16 protein-coding genes and 1 tRNA gene are annotated in these 15617 nt (G+C 74.2%); 3 read left to right on the top strand and 14 right to left on the bottom strand.

The window, feature by feature from the left end; genetic code table 11:
- Nucleotides 1-27: 27 nt before the first annotated feature.
- The 13 genes from QBL21_RS12925 to selD form a co-directional block, all read right to left on the bottom strand.
- Complete coding sequence (locus tag QBL21_RS12925; protein ID WP_407562298.1) at nucleotides 28-927, bottom strand: N-acetylmuramoyl-L-alanine amidase; 900 nt, start codon at nucleotides 925-927, stop codon at nucleotides 28-30.
- 209 nt (nucleotides 928-1136) lie between these two features.
- Nucleotides 1137-2144, bottom strand: coding sequence for an arabinan endo-1,5-alpha-L-arabinosidase (locus QBL21_RS12930; protein WP_407562299.1), 1008 nt, complete (start codon nucleotides 2142-2144; stop codon nucleotides 1137-1139).
- Between the two features lie 95 nt (nucleotides 2145-2239).
- Nucleotides 2240-3097: a carbohydrate ABC transporter permease gene (locus tag QBL21_RS12935; protein ID WP_407562300.1), complete on the bottom strand. Its 858-nt coding sequence runs from the start codon at nucleotides 3095-3097 to the stop codon at nucleotides 2240-2242.
- Entirely contained in the window at nucleotides 3094-4044 is a 951-nt protein-coding gene (locus QBL21_RS12940) for a carbohydrate ABC transporter permease (RefSeq protein WP_407562301.1), read from the bottom strand. The genes QBL21_RS12935 and QBL21_RS12940 overlap by 4 nt, the downstream gene beginning before the upstream one ends.
- The gene (locus QBL21_RS12945) at nucleotides 4041-5375 is read right to left on the bottom strand and encodes an extracellular solute-binding protein (RefSeq protein WP_407562302.1); all 1335 of its coding nucleotides are present in this window, start codon (nucleotides 5373-5375) and stop codon (nucleotides 4041-4043) included. The genes QBL21_RS12940 and QBL21_RS12945 overlap by 4 nt, the downstream gene beginning before the upstream one ends.
- Before the next feature lie 22 nt (nucleotides 5376-5397).
- On the bottom strand, nucleotides 5398-6927 hold the full coding sequence (locus tag QBL21_RS12950) for an alpha-N-arabinofuranosidase (protein WP_407562303.1): 1530 nt from the start codon (nucleotides 6925-6927) through the stop codon (nucleotides 5398-5400).
- Between the two features lie 211 nt (nucleotides 6928-7138).
- Nucleotides 7139-7654 (bottom strand): hypothetical protein, encoded by a 516-nt coding sequence (locus QBL21_RS12955; protein ID WP_407562304.1) that lies wholly within the window; start codon nucleotides 7652-7654, stop codon nucleotides 7139-7141.
- Between the two features lie 63 nt (nucleotides 7655-7717).
- Nucleotides 7718-7894 carry a hypothetical protein gene (locus tag QBL21_RS12960; protein WP_407562305.1) on the bottom strand — a complete coding sequence of 59 codons (177 nt, stop codon included), beginning with the start codon at nucleotides 7892-7894 and terminating at the stop codon, nucleotides 7718-7720.
- A gap of 1 nt (nucleotide 7895) precedes the next feature.
- The gene (locus QBL21_RS12965; protein ID WP_407562306.1) at nucleotides 7896-8816 is read right to left on the bottom strand and encodes a peptidoglycan-binding protein; all 921 of its coding nucleotides are present in this window, start codon (nucleotides 8814-8816) and stop codon (nucleotides 7896-7898) included.
- The gene (locus QBL21_RS12970) at nucleotides 8816-9322 is read right to left on the bottom strand and encodes a hypothetical protein (protein WP_407562307.1); all 507 of its coding nucleotides are present in this window, start codon (nucleotides 9320-9322) and stop codon (nucleotides 8816-8818) included. Before QBL21_RS12970 ends, QBL21_RS12965 begins: the two co-directional genes overlap by 1 nt.
- The gene (locus tag QBL21_RS12975) at nucleotides 9298-9909 is read right to left on the bottom strand and encodes a MauE/DoxX family redox-associated membrane protein (RefSeq protein ID WP_407562308.1); all 612 of its coding nucleotides are present in this window, start codon (nucleotides 9907-9909) and stop codon (nucleotides 9298-9300) included. Before QBL21_RS12975 ends, QBL21_RS12970 begins: the two co-directional genes overlap by 25 nt.
- The gene (locus tag QBL21_RS12980; protein WP_407562309.1) at nucleotides 9906-10610 is read right to left on the bottom strand and encodes a hypothetical protein; all 705 of its coding nucleotides are present in this window, start codon (nucleotides 10608-10610) and stop codon (nucleotides 9906-9908) included. Before QBL21_RS12980 ends, QBL21_RS12975 begins: the two co-directional genes overlap by 4 nt.
- A 149-nt stretch (nucleotides 10611-10759) precedes the next feature.
- Nucleotides 10760-11764: a selenide, water dikinase SelD gene (gene selD, locus QBL21_RS12985; protein ID WP_407562310.1), complete on the bottom strand. Its 1005-nt coding sequence runs from the start codon at nucleotides 11762-11764 to the stop codon at nucleotides 10760-10762.
- Between the two features lie 76 nt (nucleotides 11765-11840).
- On the opposite strand from selD, the gene QBL21_RS12990 reads away from it, so the two are divergent.
- The 3 genes from QBL21_RS12990 (at nucleotide 11841) to QBL21_RS13000 (ending at nucleotide 15082) form a co-directional block, all read left to right on the top strand.
- Nucleotides 11841-11936: transfer RNA gene (locus QBL21_RS12990), tRNA-Sec, on the top strand.
- Nucleotides 11937-11975: 39 nt separating this feature from the next.
- The gene (gene selA / locus QBL21_RS12995; protein ID WP_407562311.1) at nucleotides 11976-13289 is read left to right on the top strand and encodes an L-seryl-tRNA(Sec) selenium transferase; all 1314 of its coding nucleotides are present in this window, start codon (nucleotides 11976-11978) and stop codon (nucleotides 13287-13289) included.
- A complete protein-coding gene (locus QBL21_RS13000; protein ID WP_407562312.1) occupies nucleotides 13286-15082 on the top strand; it encodes a SelB C-terminal domain-containing protein in 1797 nt (598 codons plus the stop codon). Before selA ends, QBL21_RS13000 begins: the two co-directional genes overlap by 4 nt.
- Before the next feature lie 28 nt (nucleotides 15083-15110).
- Here QBL21_RS13000 and QBL21_RS13005 read toward each other — a convergent pair whose 3' ends face one another.
- The gene (locus tag QBL21_RS13005) at nucleotides 15111-15464 is read right to left on the bottom strand and encodes an antibiotic biosynthesis monooxygenase family protein (protein ID WP_407566405.1); all 354 of its coding nucleotides are present in this window, start codon (nucleotides 15462-15464) and stop codon (nucleotides 15111-15113) included.
- Nucleotides 15465-15617 lie beyond the last annotated feature (153 nt).

The raw sequence follows: 15617 nt of genomic DNA on the forward strand, positions 1-15617 counted from the left end.
CGAGCGCAGGCCACGCCGTGCCGGCGGTCACCCGGGGCCGCCCGTCCGCCGGACCTCCGCGGGTGCGGCGACCGCCCTTCCGCCCCGCGCCTTCCGGCCGGAGGTCTCTGCCCTCTCCTTCCTGACCTGAACCCCCGCCTCGTCCTGAAGGCGGGCCGCCTCCCTGCGGAGCGCGGGAAGCAGCCGCACGAGGGCCTCCCCGGGGCAGTTCGTCTCGTACGCCCCGATGTGGCCGAGGACGGCCGGCACGCTGACGGAGCTGTCCTTCGGGAACCGGCTGTTGCTGTTCGTGGAGACCAGTTGGGCACGGGCGGCGGGGGTGGCGCCGGTGAGCCCGAGTTTCCAGGCGATGAGCCTTGCCACGGACTCCCTCAGCCGCTTCGGCACGGGCACGCCTTCCGTGTACGTGCCGATCGCGGCGATGCCGGCCGTGCCCTTGTTGAGGCCGACGGTGTGGGCCCCGACCACCGCCCGGTCCACACCGCCGAGGCGGCCCTCGAAGATCGTGCCGCACTTGTCGACCAGGAAGTTGTAGCCGATGTCGCCCCAGGCTTTGCCGACCGCGTGCGTCGCGTAGATCTCGCGCACGAGATGGGGGCTGTCCGCGCACGCGTAGTCGTTGGCGTTGCCGGTGTGGTGGATGACCACGGCGTGTACGGCATCCGCGTAGCGTGGTTTCTGGTCGAGGAGGCGCGGATCGGCGCCCCAGTGTTCACGGACGGTGACGGCGGGCCGCAGCGTGTCGACGGGGGAGAGCGGACCGGCCGAGGCGTTCGGGCGCCGCGCGGCCGGGCCCGGGTCGGCGCCGACGTGCGGAGGCCCGGCGACGGCCAGCGCGGTGAGGGTGGCCGCCACCGCGGCGCCGACGCCGGCGGCGGCCCGGCACAGGGGGCGCCGGCACCTGTCGTAACCTCGCGGGCCTCTCATATCCGTCCAGCCTGCGGGCTTCCGGACCGCACCGCCGGTTGGATTGCTCTGGACGGAGGCCCGCGCGCCCGGCCACCGCGCCGCGGGCCGCCCGCCCGGCGCTCCGCCGACCGGGCTGCCTCTGCGGGATGGCGGCGGTGCGCGGCCGCTCGACGGCCGAGGGGGCGGGCGGGGCCCGCCCGCACCGGGCACGCCGCGAACGTGCCGCCTCAGTACACCGTCGGCCAGCCGCCGTCCCAGCTCATGAGGTTCAGGCCGAGCTTGGCCGCCCCGTTCTGGCGGGCGTCGTAGTAGTGGTAGACGAGGAGGTCGCCGTCCACGTCGGCGATGACGTCCTGGCCGCCGGGCCCGATGATGTCCCCGTGCGACTCCAGGACGAGCGAGCCGCCGTTGTTCCGCATGTCGACGCCGTTCTTGTCGACATACGGTCCGTTGGGGGCGGTGGCGCGGCCCACCTTGATCTTGTACGTGGAGTCGACGCCGGCGCAGCAGGTGTCGTACGAGGCGAAGAGGTAGTAGTACGCGCCGCGCTTGACCACGGTGGGGCCCTCGACCGCCTTGGTGCCGGTGGGCCGCGAGGCGAGGGAGCGCAGCACCGGTTCCCCCGCGGGCTTGCCGGTGGCCGGGTCCACCTCGATCTGCTTGATTCCGGACCACCAGGAGCCGAAGGCCAGGTACCAGGTGCCGCCGTCCACCAGCAGGCTGGGGTCGATGGCGTTGTAGTCGTCGCCGGGCTGCGAGTCGATGACCCGCCCCCGGTCCTGCCAGCTTCCCGGCTCTCCGGTGGACGAGGTGGCCAGGCCGATCGCGGAGTGGTTGGAGCCGAAGGTGGAGAGCGAGTAGTACATGTAGTAGGTGTCGCCCACCTTGGAGACGTCCGGCGCCCACGGGTCGTTGCCGGGTGAGTACTCCGCCCACCACCCCGGGGCCCGGCCGAAGGCGTCCCCCGTGCGCCCGAAGGCCGTGCGGTCGGTGGAGGCGCGGCCCTCGACAAGCCCGTGCGTGGAGTAGAGCAGGTACTTCCCGCTGTCGGTCCGCACCATCGACGGGTCGTGGACGTACACGTCGCCGGTGACCAGCCCCGGGCCCGGGTAGGCCGCGGCGCTGCCCGGCAGCAGGGCGAGGGCCGCGGCGGCGGCCAGGCCGGCGGCGGTGCCGCGGACGAGGTGGCGCTTGTGCACAGCGGGCGTGTGCCGGCTGCGGCCTGCGTGGCTCATGGGGGTCTCCTTGTCGAAGCGGTGCCACTCCTCGGTCGCCGCAGCCCCCGCGGAGGTTGCCCGCGGCGGCCGTACGGACCGATCGCCGGCCGCCGTCACTGGCCGGCCAGTCCGGTGTGGGAGATGCCGCGCACGATCTGCCGCTGGAAGAGCGCGAAGACCACCAGCAGCGGCAGCCCGGCGATGACGACGGACGCCATCATCTGCGCGTAGCGCACGCCGTAGGACGACTGGACGTTGACCAGCCCGACGGGCAGGGTCATGCCGTTCGGGTCGGTGGTCACGAGGAACGGCCAGAGGAAGTTGTTCCAGGTCGAGATGAAGGTGAAGATCGCGACCGCGGCGAGCACCGGCCGCGACAGGGGCAGCACGATCGTGAAGAACACCCGCCAGCGGCCCGCCCCGTCGACGAACGCCGCCTCCTCCAGCTCGCGCGGCACCCCCTCGAAGAACTTCACCAGAATGAAGACCATCGCGGGCACGGCCACCTGGGGCAGGATCACGCCCCAGTAGGTGTCCACCAGGCCGAGCTGGACCATCTCCGCGAACAGCGGCGCGATCAGCACCTGCGGCGGCACCATGATCCCGGCCAGGACGAGGGCGTAGAGCGCCTTGCGGCCGCGGAACTCGGTGCGCGCGAAGCCGTAGGCGGCCATCGAGCAGAGCGCCACGGTCAGCACGGTGGTCATGGAGGCGATGTAGGCGGTGTTGAACAGCCAGCGGCCGATGTCGCCGGTCTCCCACACCGCCCGGTAGGCGTCGAAGGTGATCGTCGAGCCGATCCACTCCAGCGGCGTCTTCGCCGCCTCCGCGTCCGGCTTGAGCGAGACCGACAGCGCCCAGGCGAGCGGCAGCACCCACACCACGACGAGCAGCAGCGCGACGGCGACCAGGGCGACGCGCCCGCGGGTCCAGCGGGGCCTGCGGCCCGGGGCTGCGGCCAGTGCACTCATGACGACTCCTCGGCGTGGCGGCGGGACAGCCGCAGATGTATCAGCGAGACGAGCACGATCAGGGCGAAGAAGAGGTACGAGACGGCGGAGGCGTAGCCGATCCGGTAACCGGTGAAGCCCGACTGGAAGACGTACTGGAGGATCGGCCGGGTGGAGTCGTCGGGGCCCCCGCCGGTCATGATGTAGACCTGGTCGAAGATCTTCAGCGAGGCCAGGATCTGGAGCACCAGGACCACGCCGGTGGTGCGCCGCAGCAGCGGCAGCGTGACATACCGCAGCCGGTGCCAGGGGCCCGCGCCGTCCAGCTCCGCGGCCTCGTACAGGTGCTGCGGAATGGACTGGAGCGCGGCGAGGTAGAGCAGGAAGTTGAAGCCGACCGTCCACCACACCGTGGTCAGGACGATCGACAGCATCGCGTACCGCTCGTCCGTCAGCCAGCCGATGCCCGGGTGCAGCCCGAACTCGGCGAGCATCTGGTCGGCGAAGCCGAAGTCGGAGGGGTAGATCACCCAGAGGAAGAGCAGCCCGACGACGCCGGACGGCAGCACGAAGGGCGCGAACCAGCTCAGCCGCCACAGCCACTGCACGACGCGCAGGTGGTGCGCCAGCAGGGCGAAGACCAGGCCCATGACGACGAGCGGAACCGTGGACAGGATCGTGAACCACACGGTGTTCCACATCGACGACCAGACGTTCTCGTCCCGGAACGCCTCGGTGTAGTTGTCGAAGCCGACGTACTCGCCGCCGTCGCCGGTGATGTTGTCGCTGCGCAGGCTCAGGTTGACGCCGAAGACCAGCGGCCAGAGCAGGAACATCCCGTAGACCAGGAGGAAGGGGGCGATGAACACCAGCCCGTGCTCGGTCCACTTGCGGCGCACGGTGGCCGGCCGCTTGGCCGGCGCCGCGGTCTCGCCCTGCGGCACCGGGACGGTCGTGGTGGCGGTCATACGACGCCTCCCATCGGATCGGGGGTGTCCAGCAGCTTCTGGAGCCGGGACTTCGCCTCGCGCAGCGCGCCTTGCGGGCTGCGGGAACCGGTGAAGACGGTGGAGAACACGGCCCCCAGCTCGACCTGGAGCAACGAGGCGGAGCCCGCGAACCAGGCGGGCGGGTCGAGCACGACGTCGTCGATGACCGACCGGTACGCCGACTGCGGCCGCAGCTCCAGATAGGCCGGGTCGTCGAGTGTGGGCAGGTAGGCGGGCACGTGGCCGCCCTTGGCCCAGTCCACGGAGTGCTTCAGCATCCAGGCGACGAAGGCGTACGCGGCCTCGTTCGCCGCGCCGGACCGGTCGCCCTGGTGCGGCAGCACGAAGGAGTGGCAGTCGGCCATGACGGTGGGCCGGCCGAAGAGCCCGGGCACCCGGGTCATGGAGAACGGCAGCTTGTTGGCGGTGTACGTGGTCACCTCCCACTCGCCGTTGAGGTAGAAGGCGGTCTTGCCGGCGCCGAACACGCCGACGGAGCCGGGGTAGTCGGCGCGCCGCACCATCAGGCCCTCGTCGGTGAGCATCGCCATGAACTCCAGGACCTCAAGGGCCCTGGCGTCGTCGATGGTGATGCGGCTGCCGTCCTCGGACAGGACGGTGCCGCCGGTCTGCGAGTAGAAGGTGGCGAAGATCCGCCAGGGGGTGACGGTGTCGTTGCCGAGGGTCTCGGCGACCAGCGGCGGCACGCCGGTGACCTCCTTCGCGGTACGCAGCGCCTCGGTGAACGCGCGGACCCCCCGGATGGGCCGGAGGCCGCCGTCGTCGGCGAGCAGCCCGGCCTCCTCGCAGATCTCGGTGTGGTAGTAGAGCACGATCGGATGGGTGTCGAGCGGGATCGCGTACTGCTCGCCGTCCACCTGCCCGCGCCGCCAGATCTCCGCCGGGAAGCGGTCGGGGGTGACGCCGAGCGCCGCCAGCCGGTCCCGGTCGAAGGGGTCGAGCAGCTTGCCCGGGCCGAACCCGGCGAGCCGGGTGAGGTGCAGCACCGCGACCTCGGGTGCCCGCCCGCCGGCGCCCGCCATGCCCAGCTTCGTGTAGTACGGGGGACCCCAGTCGAGCTGGGTGGCCTCCATGTCGATGTCCGGGTTGTCGGCGCCGAAGGCGTCGACCATCGCGGACATGTTCACGCCGTCGCCACCGCCGAAGAGGTGCCAGTAGCGCAGCCGGGTCTTGCCCGCAGCGGTGAAGGAGGGCGCGGCGCAGCCGGCCGCGCCGAGAGCGGTGCCTGCCAGCGCACCGGCCCCGGCGGCCAGCAGCCGCCGCCGGCTCGGGTGTGGTTCGCGGTTCATGGCGCCTCCGTGACGCGTACGTTCAGCTCAGCCGGATGACGTTCCAGGACAGCGGCTCCAGAACGGCGCTGAGCGTGCCGTCCCGTAGCGCCGTGCCGGTCACGGTGTGCGGGACGACGCGCTCCGGGTCGTCGAGGGTGTTGCGCGCCTCCGGGTCGGAGTCGGCCACTGCGCTGTGCTCCACCACCGCGGAGACCGCGAAGCCGTGCAGTACCACCTCCAGCGGCAGCGGCCGCCGCTGGTCGCGGTTGACGGCGAAGACGGTGACCGCGCCCGTCTCCGGGTCGCGGACGGCCGTCGCGTGCAGCAGCGGCACCTCCCCGTACCTCTCGGTCTCGTGCACGGGCGACTCGGCGGCGATGTGCAGCACCTGCCCGCCGCGGGCGTACCGCGCCGCCTGCGCGAAGGGGTGGAAGGTGGTCTGCCGCCAGGCCGGACCGCCGGGCTCGGTCATGATCGGCGCGATGACGTTGACCAACTGGGCGAGACAGGCGACGCCGACCCGGTCGGCGTGCCGCAGCAGGGCGATGAGCAGCGAGCCGAAGACGACGGCGTCGACGACGCTGTAGTTGTCCTCCAGGAGGCGCGGGGCCTCGGGCCAGTCGAGGGGGCGCTCTTCGGTCTGCGCCCGGTGCCTCGACTGGTACCAGACGTTCCACTCGTCGAAGGAGAGGCCGATGCGCTTGGGCGACTTCAGCCGGGCGCCGACGTGGTCGCAGGTCGCGACGACGCTCTCGATGAAGGACTCCATGTCGGCGGCGGAGGCGAGGAAGGAGTCGCGATCGCCGTCCGGCTCTTCGTAGTAGGCGTGCAGGGAGACGTAGTCGACCAGGTCGTAGGTCTCGGCCAGCACCGTCGCCTCCCAGGCGGCGAAGGTCGGCATGGCCCGGTGGGAGCTGCCGCAGGCGACCAGCTCCAGGCCCGGGTCGAACTGGCGCATGGCGCGGGCGGTCTCGGCGGCCAGGCGCCCGTACTCGGCGGCGGTCTTGTGGCCGGTCTGCCAGGGCCCGTCCAGCTCGTTGCCGAGGCACCACAGGCGGATGCCGTACGGGTCCTTGTCGCCGTGCGCGATACGGCGCCGGGACGCCTCGGTGCCGTCGGGGTGGTTGGCGTACTCCAGCAGCTCGACCGCCTCGGCGACGCCCCGGGTGCCGAGGTTGAGGGCCATCATGGGTTCGGCCTGCGGCCCGAGCCGGCGCAGGAAGGCGGCGTACTCCGCGAGGCCGAAGCGGTTCGTCTCCGTGGACCGCCAGGCGAGGTCGAGCCGCCGCGGCCGCTGCTCGGCCGGCCCCACGGAGTCCTCCCACCGGTAGCCGGAGGCGAAGTTGCCGCCGGGGTAGCGGATCGTCGTCACCCCCAGCTCGCGGACGAGCCCGAGCACGTCGCCCCGCAGGCCGGCCTTGTCGGCGGCCGGGTGGCCGGGTTCGTAGATGCCGGTGTAGACGCAGCGGCCGAGGTGCTCGACGAACGAGCCGAACAGCCGCGGACTCACGTCGGCGACGGTGAAGGCGGAGTCGAGCGTGAGGCGGGCCGTGGACACGGCACGGGTCATTGCGCACCCTCCGGTCGTTCGAAATTTCGGATACCGATCGCAACTTCGAACGAGACCGTAGAATCGAACCAGCACCGCGTCAACGACTAGCGCAGCGTCATGTCCCACGCCCCGCCCGCGGCGCGGCAGGGGCGCCACCGTCGACTACGGGCGAACGCCGCCGGGTCCGGACGGCGGCGCCGGTACGTCCGGGCCGGCGCATCCGCGGTGCCTACCCCCGCAGGGCGAGCACCGCCCAGGCCGCCGTCGCGACCGTCGCGGCGCCGAGTTTGAGGAGGGTCAGGCGGGCCAGGAGCCGGTCGTCCCACTCCTCGCCGGTGCCGGAGGCGAACCGCAGGGCCGGGGTGGCCGCGCGGCCCAGCGCGAAGCCGAGGCCGGTGAGCAGCGCCACGCCCGCGTCGTTGGCCAGCAGCACTCCCAGCGCGAGGGCGTACGGCAGGCTCGCCGACACGTAGGTCCGTACCCCGGTGCCCATCTCGAACCCGAACTGGAGCGCGCCGCGCGCCAGATGGCGTTGCAGCACGTCCTGCGGAACCTGCCGCGCGTTCTGCGGCAGCGGCAGGCGCACCACGCCCGCGTCACGCGCGACGGCGAGCAGCCCGAGGACGGCCGTCGCGCCTGCGCGCCAGTCCGCCGGGACCGGAGCGGCCAGCCCGGAGGCAAGCCACAGCACGGTGGCCGACAGCAGGGCGCCGAGCAGCAGCCCGGCGGAGAAGACCCCGAGCACGGTGTTCTGTCGATGAACGGCCCGCCAACCTGGCGAGGCAAGCGCGTGCGCGCTGTTCCGCGTTCAAACGGAGCCGGAGAGCGAGTAGCCGGCCAGGCCGCCGAGGATCGTCCAGGTGAGCAGCGGACCGTACCAACTGGCCGCCGCCGCGCCCGCGCTGAGCACGAGCATCGGGACGGCCGGGTCGGTCAGCCGGCCGCGCCACGCCGGCCTGGTCGGCCCCGGGTCGACCTGCCCCAAGTCAGGCCCCGCCGACGAGGGTGCGCCAGGTCTGCTGCCCGACGATGCCGTCGCCGGTCAGCCCGGCGCCGCGCTGGAACTCCCGGGTCGCTTCCGCCGTGAGCGTGCCGAACGCGCCGTCCACCGTCAGGGGGTAGCCGTGCTTGACGAGCTGGCGCTGCGCGGCGCTGACGGCGTCGCCGGAGTCGCCCTGGCGGACGGTGACCACCAGGTGGGTCCAGGTGGTCGCGTTCACCGTGCCGGTCGGACCCAGGCCCATGGACTCCTGGAAGCCGGTGACCGCGGTCTCGGTGTTGGGCCCGAAGATCCCGTCCGGCTCGGTGGGGAACTCGTGGAAGCCCAGCAGGTGCTGGGCCGTGGACACGTCCGGGCCGCGCGAGCCGTCCCGCAGCGTGGGCCATGCGATGGCGCCCTCGCAGCCGCAGTCGGTGGTCCAGCGGCAGATGGAGCGCACCCAGCCGGAGCCGGAGTTGAAGTAGCCGTCGTGGCACCGCCGTTCGATGCCGCAGCCGCAGGCGCCGCATGCCCCGCTGAACGCCCACAGCCAGCCGTCGTAGGAGCCGGAGTAGCACTGGTTGGGCCGCAGGGTCCAGGTCACGCCGTCGTTGCGGTGGAAGCCCTCGTGCGGGCCGCTCGTCTCACAGGCGGCGGCGTGCACGGTGCTCGGGCCGCAGCCGGGGGAGCAGTCGTGCTCCGAGGCGTAGGAGGGGCAATCGCCCTCCCAGATGTCGTAGCCGTCCGCGTACGCCTGCCGGGCCGCCCCGAAGACGCCGAGGGCGGCGAAGCCCACGACCGTCGCCGACTGGAGCACGGTACGCCGGCGGGGTGCCAGGCTCGGCAGCGAGGAGGTGCTGCGACGGCGGGTGGGCCGGTCGGCGGCGCCGGAGCGGCGCAACTGGGGAACTTCGTCGAGGGTGGTCATCATGCGCTCCTCGGCTGACTGGTGTGGTGGGGGGTGGCGGCGACCAGGTCGCCCAGGGCGTCGGCGGAGCCGAGCGGCGCGCTGCGCACGACGCGCCCGGTGGTGCCGACGAGTACGGCGAACGGGGTCGCGATCGCGTCGTAGGCGGTGAAGAGGTCGGGTCGGTTCGCGGTGACCGGCACGCCCGTGTCCGCGGCGGGAGGTGCGTCACCGGCGTAGACGGCGCGCACCGCGGGCGGCCCGTCGAGGCGGCCGGCCGCCGCCAGCACCTCGGCGCAGGTACGGCATTCGGCGCTGAGGAAGAGCAGCAGCGTCTCGCGGTCCCCGGCCAGCAGCTCGTCCGCGTGCGGCGCGGCGCTGCCCGGCGCCACGCCCAGCCGCCCGGGGGAGCGGACCACCGCGCCCCGCGAGAGCTGGTGGACCTGCCGTACCAGCCCGGACACCACGAGGGCGAGCAGGGCGATGGCGACCCAGGACAGGATCAGGGCGCTGGTGGTGAAGTCCACGCTGAGCGGCCTCCTTCGGCGGCGGGTACGGTGCCCGTGCGGGCCGGTGTCCGTGCTGTCGCGAGGGGTTGGCCCATGGCGGCCGGCAGTACCCACAGCAGGGCCGTCAGTGTGAGGGCGGCCAGCGCCGCCGTGGTCCACTCGGCCGGGCCCTCGGGCGGGTCGCCGGCTCCCGCGGCCGACGCGGCGCCGACGGCGGCCAGCCCCGCGAACGCCCAGGCCCGGCCCACGACCCAGGAACTCAAGGGGACCTCGGTGCGCGAGCAGCCGCAGGGGCCGCCGCGCCCGGTCGCCAGGGCGTATCCGGTGTAGAGGGCGTAGCAGGCGAACGTCAGGGCGGCGGCGCCGAGTACGGCGGCGAGCGCGGCGCGGTGGCCGGCCAGCAGCGCGGCGACGCCGGCGACGGCGAGCAGGCCCTCGGCCGCCGTGGCCGCCCTCGCGGCCGGCGCCACGGCGCGGCGCGGCAGCAGCCCGTGGGCGGTCAGCGCGTCGGGCAGGGCGGCGGGCCGGCTCAGATGCGCGGCGCCGCCCGCGAGCAGGGCCAGCAGCACCACGCCCGCAGCCGTGGCGGCGATCAGCGACGTCACCCCACGGCCCGCAGGTCGAGCGCTTCGACGAGCGTGGGAACGCGGTCGGCGGTGGTGTCGGCCAGCGGCACGATGGTCGCCCACACCTCCTCGCCGGAGAGCACGAAGAACGGGCGCCCGTCGGAGAGCGAGTCGCGGAACAGCTCGCCCGAGGGCACCGACGCGCCCTGCCAGGGCGGGAGTTGCACGGTGTGCTCGCGGGTGGGCCGGCTCATCTCGACCAGGCCGAGCGTCGGCACTTCCTTGAGCACCGTGGCGGGCCGGGCCAGGCGGGTGCCGGCGGAGGCGTCCGGGGTGAGCGTGATGCCGTCGGAGTGCTCGGCGATGCCCAGGGTGCGCAGGAGCAGCAGCACGTCGGTGAGCACGGACCGGTAGAGCCGGGTGATCAGGCTGAACCGCCGGCCCTGCCAGACCACCAGCGTCGGGTTCTCCACCTGCTGCGACTGCGAGTCGTACTCGTGGGTGGTGGCGGTCCGCAGCGTGCCGCCCTGGAAGGAGAGTTCGCTGTCGAAGCCGGTGACCCCCAGGGACGCGGCCACCGACTCGGCCAGGTCTGCGGGCCCGGCGGTGAGTTCGTAGAGGCGGCCGTCGGCGACGACCTCGACGACGGAGGTCGCGGGCCGCGTCAGGTCGAGGTCGGCGGCGAGGCGGTACGCGATGCCGTCCAACGCGCGGTGCTCGACGGCAGTGGATGACGCCACGTGGTCCTCCTGAGAACGGTGTCCCGAACCTGTTGCGCTGAACGGCGATGGATTCTACCCGCATAGAATGACGGTGTACATACAACCCGATCGCCTTCCGGGGTGCCCGCACGCCTCGTTCGCCCGGTACCGACCGGGCCCGGGGACCCTCAGCCCCGTACGACCACCGGCGCCTCGCCGGGCGGCAGCACCTCGCCGATCACCGGGTGCCCCGGCACCTCGCCGGCCAGCAGCAGCCCTCCCGAGGTCTGCGCGTCGGCCAGCAGCAGCCGTTCTACCTCGGGGAGGCCGCCGAACTCGACCCAGGGCTCGACCCACGCCAGGTTCCGCCGGGTGCCGCCGCTGACGAAGCCGTCGAGCGCCGCCGGCCGGGCCCCCGCCAGCAGCGGAACGGCCGCCGCGTCGATCGCCACCGTCACCCCGGAGGCGCGGGCCACCTTGTAGGCGTGGCCCAGCAGCCCGAACCCCGTGACGTCCGTGCCCGCCCGGATGCCCGCGGCCACCGCCGCGACCGAGGCGTCCCGGTTCAGCGCGGCCATCACGGCCACCGCCTCGGGAAAGACCTCACCGGTCGCCTTGTGCCGGGCGTTGAGCACCCCGCTGCCCAGCGGCTTCGTCAGGGTCAGCGCCCGCCCCGGCTCCGCCGCGTCCAGCCGCAGCATCCGCTCGGGGTGGACCATCCCCACCACCGACATCCCGTACTTGGGCTCCGGATCGGTCACGCTGTGGCCGCCCGAGACCTGGCAGCCCGCCTCGTGCGCCACGTCACGGCCGCCCCGCAGCACCTCGGCGGCCAACTCCATCGGCAGCGCGTCCCTGGGCCAGGCGAGGAGGTTGATCGCCGCCCACGGGGTGCCGCCCATCGCGTAGACGTCGGAGAGCGCGTTGGCCGCCGCGATCCGCCCCCAGTCGTAGGCGTCGTCCACCACCGGCGTGAAGAAGTCGGCCGTGGTGACGACCGCCCGCTCGGCGTCGAGCCGGACCACGGCGGCGTCGTCCCCGCCGCCCTCCAGGCCCACCAGCAACTCCGCGGCCGGATCCTTCGGCCGGCTGCTCGTCCGGCCCAGGGAGGAGACCAGGGCGTCGAGTTCGCCGGGCGGAATCTTGCAGGCGCAGCCACCGCCGCCCGCGTACTGCGTCAGTCGAACGGTCATCCGCCGGACGCTACCGCCGAAGGCCCCTGCGCGGACAGGGGGGAGTGCGTCGCCCCGTGGCCGTAGACTCCCCGGCGGAGGCGGACGGGTGCCTGGTGGCCCCCACGGTCTTCAACACCGATGCGGTCGGGGACCCCGGCCGGGTGGGTTCGATTCCCATACGCCTCCGCCAAACCCCCACGCCGTTTTCGACGCCACCGGGAGGCCGGCGTTGACGGACGCCAGACGCCGCGTTCCGCGCACCGACGCCCTGCTCGCCGACCCGCGACTCGCCGAGGCCGCGGGGCGGCTGGGGCGCACCCTGGTCCGCCGCGCGGTCGCGGAGGCCCAACGTCGCGTACGCGCCGGTGCGTTGGCCCCAGAAGAGGCCGCCGACGCGGCCGTCGCCGCCCTGCCCCGGAACGCCACCTCGCTGCGCCCGGTGGTGAACGCCACCGGCGTCGTCGTGCACACCAACCTCGGCCGCGCGCCGCTGTCCGCCGCGGCCACCGAGGCGCTGCGGGCCGCGTCCGGCCCCACGGACGTCGAGTTCGACCTGAGCGACGGCCGCCGCGCCCGGCGGGGGAGGGGCGCGTCGGCCGCCCTCGCCGCGGCCGTACCGAACGCGGAGGCCGTCCACCTGGTCAACAACAACGCCGCCGCGCTGGTGCTGGCCGCCACCGCTCTGGCCGCCGGGCGCGAGATACTCATCAGCCGGGGTGAACTGGTCGAGATCGGCGACGGGTTCCGCCTCCCCGAGCTGCTGGAGAGCACCGGCGCAAGGCTGGTCGAGGTCGGCACCACCAACCGCACCCACCTCGACGACTACGCGCGCGCCGTCGGCCCCGGCACCGGCCTCGTCCTCAAGGTGCACCCCTCCAACTTCCTGACCACCGGCTTCGTTTCGTCGGTCCCGGTCGCGCGGCTCGCCACCCTCGGCGTCCCGCTGGTCCACGACATCGGCTCCGGGCTGCTGCGGCCGCACCCCGCGCTGCCCGACGAGCCCGACGCGGCGACCTCCCTCGACCAGGGCGCCGACCTGGTCACCGCCAGCGCGGACAAGCTGCTCGGCGGCCCCCAGGCGGGCCTGCTGCTCGGCCGGCGCGACCTGGTCGAACGGCTCCGCACCCATCCGCTGGCCCGCGCGCTGCGCGTCGACAAACTGACCCTGGCCGCACTGGAGGCCACCCTTCTCGGTCCCCGGCCCCCGGTGGAACGGGCCCTGGCGGCACGCGAGGCCGACCTCGCCGCCCGTGCCCGGACCCTGGCGGCCGGGCTCGCCGAACGAGGCGTCGCCGCCGAGGCGGTGTCCAGCGAGGCCCGCGTCGGCGGCGGGGGAGCGCCCGGCGTCACCCTGCCGAGCGCCGCCGTCGCACTGCCCGCCGCCCTCGCCGGCCCGCTGCGCGCCGGCGCCCCGGCCGTCGTCGGCCGGGTCCACGGCGACCGGCTGCTGCTCGACCTGCGGACCGTTCCCGAGGAGGACGACGCGAGGCTGCTCGCCGCCGTTCTCGCCACGGTGACCGCGCCGCCGCCGGAGGAGGCGTGACCGCGGCCCCCGGCCTGGTCGTCGCGACGGCCGGCCACGTCGACCACGGCAAGTCGACGCTGCTGCGGGCGCTGACCGGCACCGACCCCGACCGGCTCGCCGAGGAGCGGCGCCGCGGCCTCACCCTCGACCTCGGCTTCGTCTGGACCACCGCGCCCGGCGGGCGCACCCTGGCCTTCGTCGACGTGCCGGGCCACCACCGCTATCTGGCCACCACCTTCGCCGGGATCGCCACCGCGCCCGCCGTGCTGCTGGTGGTCTCCGCCGACGAGGGGTGGCGCCGGCAGACCGCCGAACACCTCGCGGCGCTCGACGCGTTCGGCGTACGCACCGGGCTGCTGGTCGTCACCCGCGCCGACCTCGCCGACCCCGCGCCGGCGCTCGCCGAGGCCGTGGAACGGACCTCCGGCACCGGCCTCGCCGGTGCGCCGGCCGTCGCCGTCAGCGCCCGCACCGGCGAAGGGCTCGACCTGCTCGTAGGCGAACTCGACACGCTGGCCGCCGCCCGGCAACCGCCCGACCCGGCGGCCCCCGTACGGCTGTGGCTGGACCGGGCGTTCACCATGGCGGGCGCCGGCACGGTCGTCACCGGAACCCTCGAAGCCGGAACCCTCGCCGAGGGCGACACCCTGCACCTCGCCCCCGCCGGCCGCACCGTGCAGGTGCGCCGCCTCCAGAGCCTCGGCCACACCGTCCCCCGGGTGACCGGCCCCGCCCGCGTCGCCGTCAACCTCCGCCGGATCGCCGCCGACGAGGTCGGCAGGGGCAACGCGCTGCTCACACCCGGGCGGTGGTGGACCACGGACCGCGTGGACGTCCGGTACGTACCGATCGGCGGGCCGGACGGCAGCGCGGAACCTCCCCGCCTGGCGTCCGAACCCCTGGTCCACTGCGGCACCGCCGCCACCAGCGCGCGGCTGCGCCCGCTCGGCCGGGACGCCGCACGCCTCACCCTGCGCACTCCGCTGCCGCTCCACGTCGGCGACCGGCTGCTGCTGCGCGACCCGGGTTCCCGGCTGCTGGTCGGCGCAACGGTGCTGGACCCGGAGCCGCCCCCGTTGACCGGCCGGGGGGCCGCCGCCACCCGCGCCCGCCGGCTGGCCGGCATCGCCGAGCCGACCGACCCCGCCGTCCGGCTGGCCACCGTCGGCCTGGCCGAACGCGGCCGACTCGCCGCGCAGGGCTATGCCGTCGATGCGGACGGCGCACGCTGGCTGCTCGACGGAGGGCACACCGAACGGCTCGGCGCCGCCCTGGCCGCGGCGGTGCGCGAACACGCCGAGGCCCACCCCGCCGACCCCGGACTGCCGCTCGCCCGCGCCCGTCGACTCCTCGCGCTGCCGCCGGACACCGACTGGGAGCGCCTGGCCGCGGTCTCCGGCGTCGAACTGGTCCTGCGCGAGGGCAGGGTGTACCGCGCGGACGAGGCGGACCGGCTCCCCGCGGCGGTCGCCGCCGGATTGGAGGGACTGCTCGACGATCTGCGGTCCGCCCCGTTCCAGGCCCCCACCCGGCGGCGTCTGGACGAACTGGGCCTCACCGCCCAGGCGCTGACCCTGCTGGTGCGCCGCGGCGCGCTGGAGCGCGTGGGCGATGTGCACCTCCCTGCCGGGTCCGTGGACCGTGCGGCCCGCCGGCTCGCCGGGCTGCCGCGGCCGTTCACGGTCGGCGAGGCAGCCCGCGCGCTCGCCGTCAGCCGCCGCGTCGCGATCCCCCTCCTGGAAACCCTCGACGCCACCGGCCGCACCCACCGCCGCCCCGACGGCCGCCGGACCCTCACGGACGGCGGGTGAGGACTGCCGCCGCGCTGCCCTGCGGGAGCTACGTCCGTGTGAACCCGTGGCTCCGCTCCACCTTCGCCACATGCAGCGTGTAGCTCTGGTACCACTCGGCCCGCCCACGCTTCTGCGCCGCGCGGTGCTCGGCGTTGTTCCGCCACTCCGCGAGGGCGTCGGCGTCGCGGAAGTACCCGACGGTGATGCCCAGCCCGCCCGGGGTCTGCGCGTGGTCCATCCCCAGAAATCCCGGGATCTCCCTGACCAGGTCCTCCATGCGCGCGTTGGTCTCGCCGTAGCCGCTCTGGTCCCGGGTTCGCACCGTGGTGAAGACGGCCACGTAGTAAGGGGGTTCGGGGGCGTTGACGGGCGCGACAGTCGCTTCCGATTGATCGCTCATGACATCACCGTAGAGCGGGCGGCGCCCGACGATCCAGACGGCCCCGAGGGCGAGCAGCGAGGCGGCGATGGTGAGCGTCGCCGTCAAGCAATGGCTCCCCAATCGGTGAGGGCGGGCTGCGCCCGCCCTCACTCCGGCTTTGAAACATCGCTA

The sequence above is a fragment of the Streptomyces sp. 184 genome (assembly GCF_045781775.1).
In the GTDB taxonomy this organism is placed as follows: domain Bacteria; phylum Actinomycetota; class Actinomycetes; order Streptomycetales; family Streptomycetaceae; genus Streptomyces.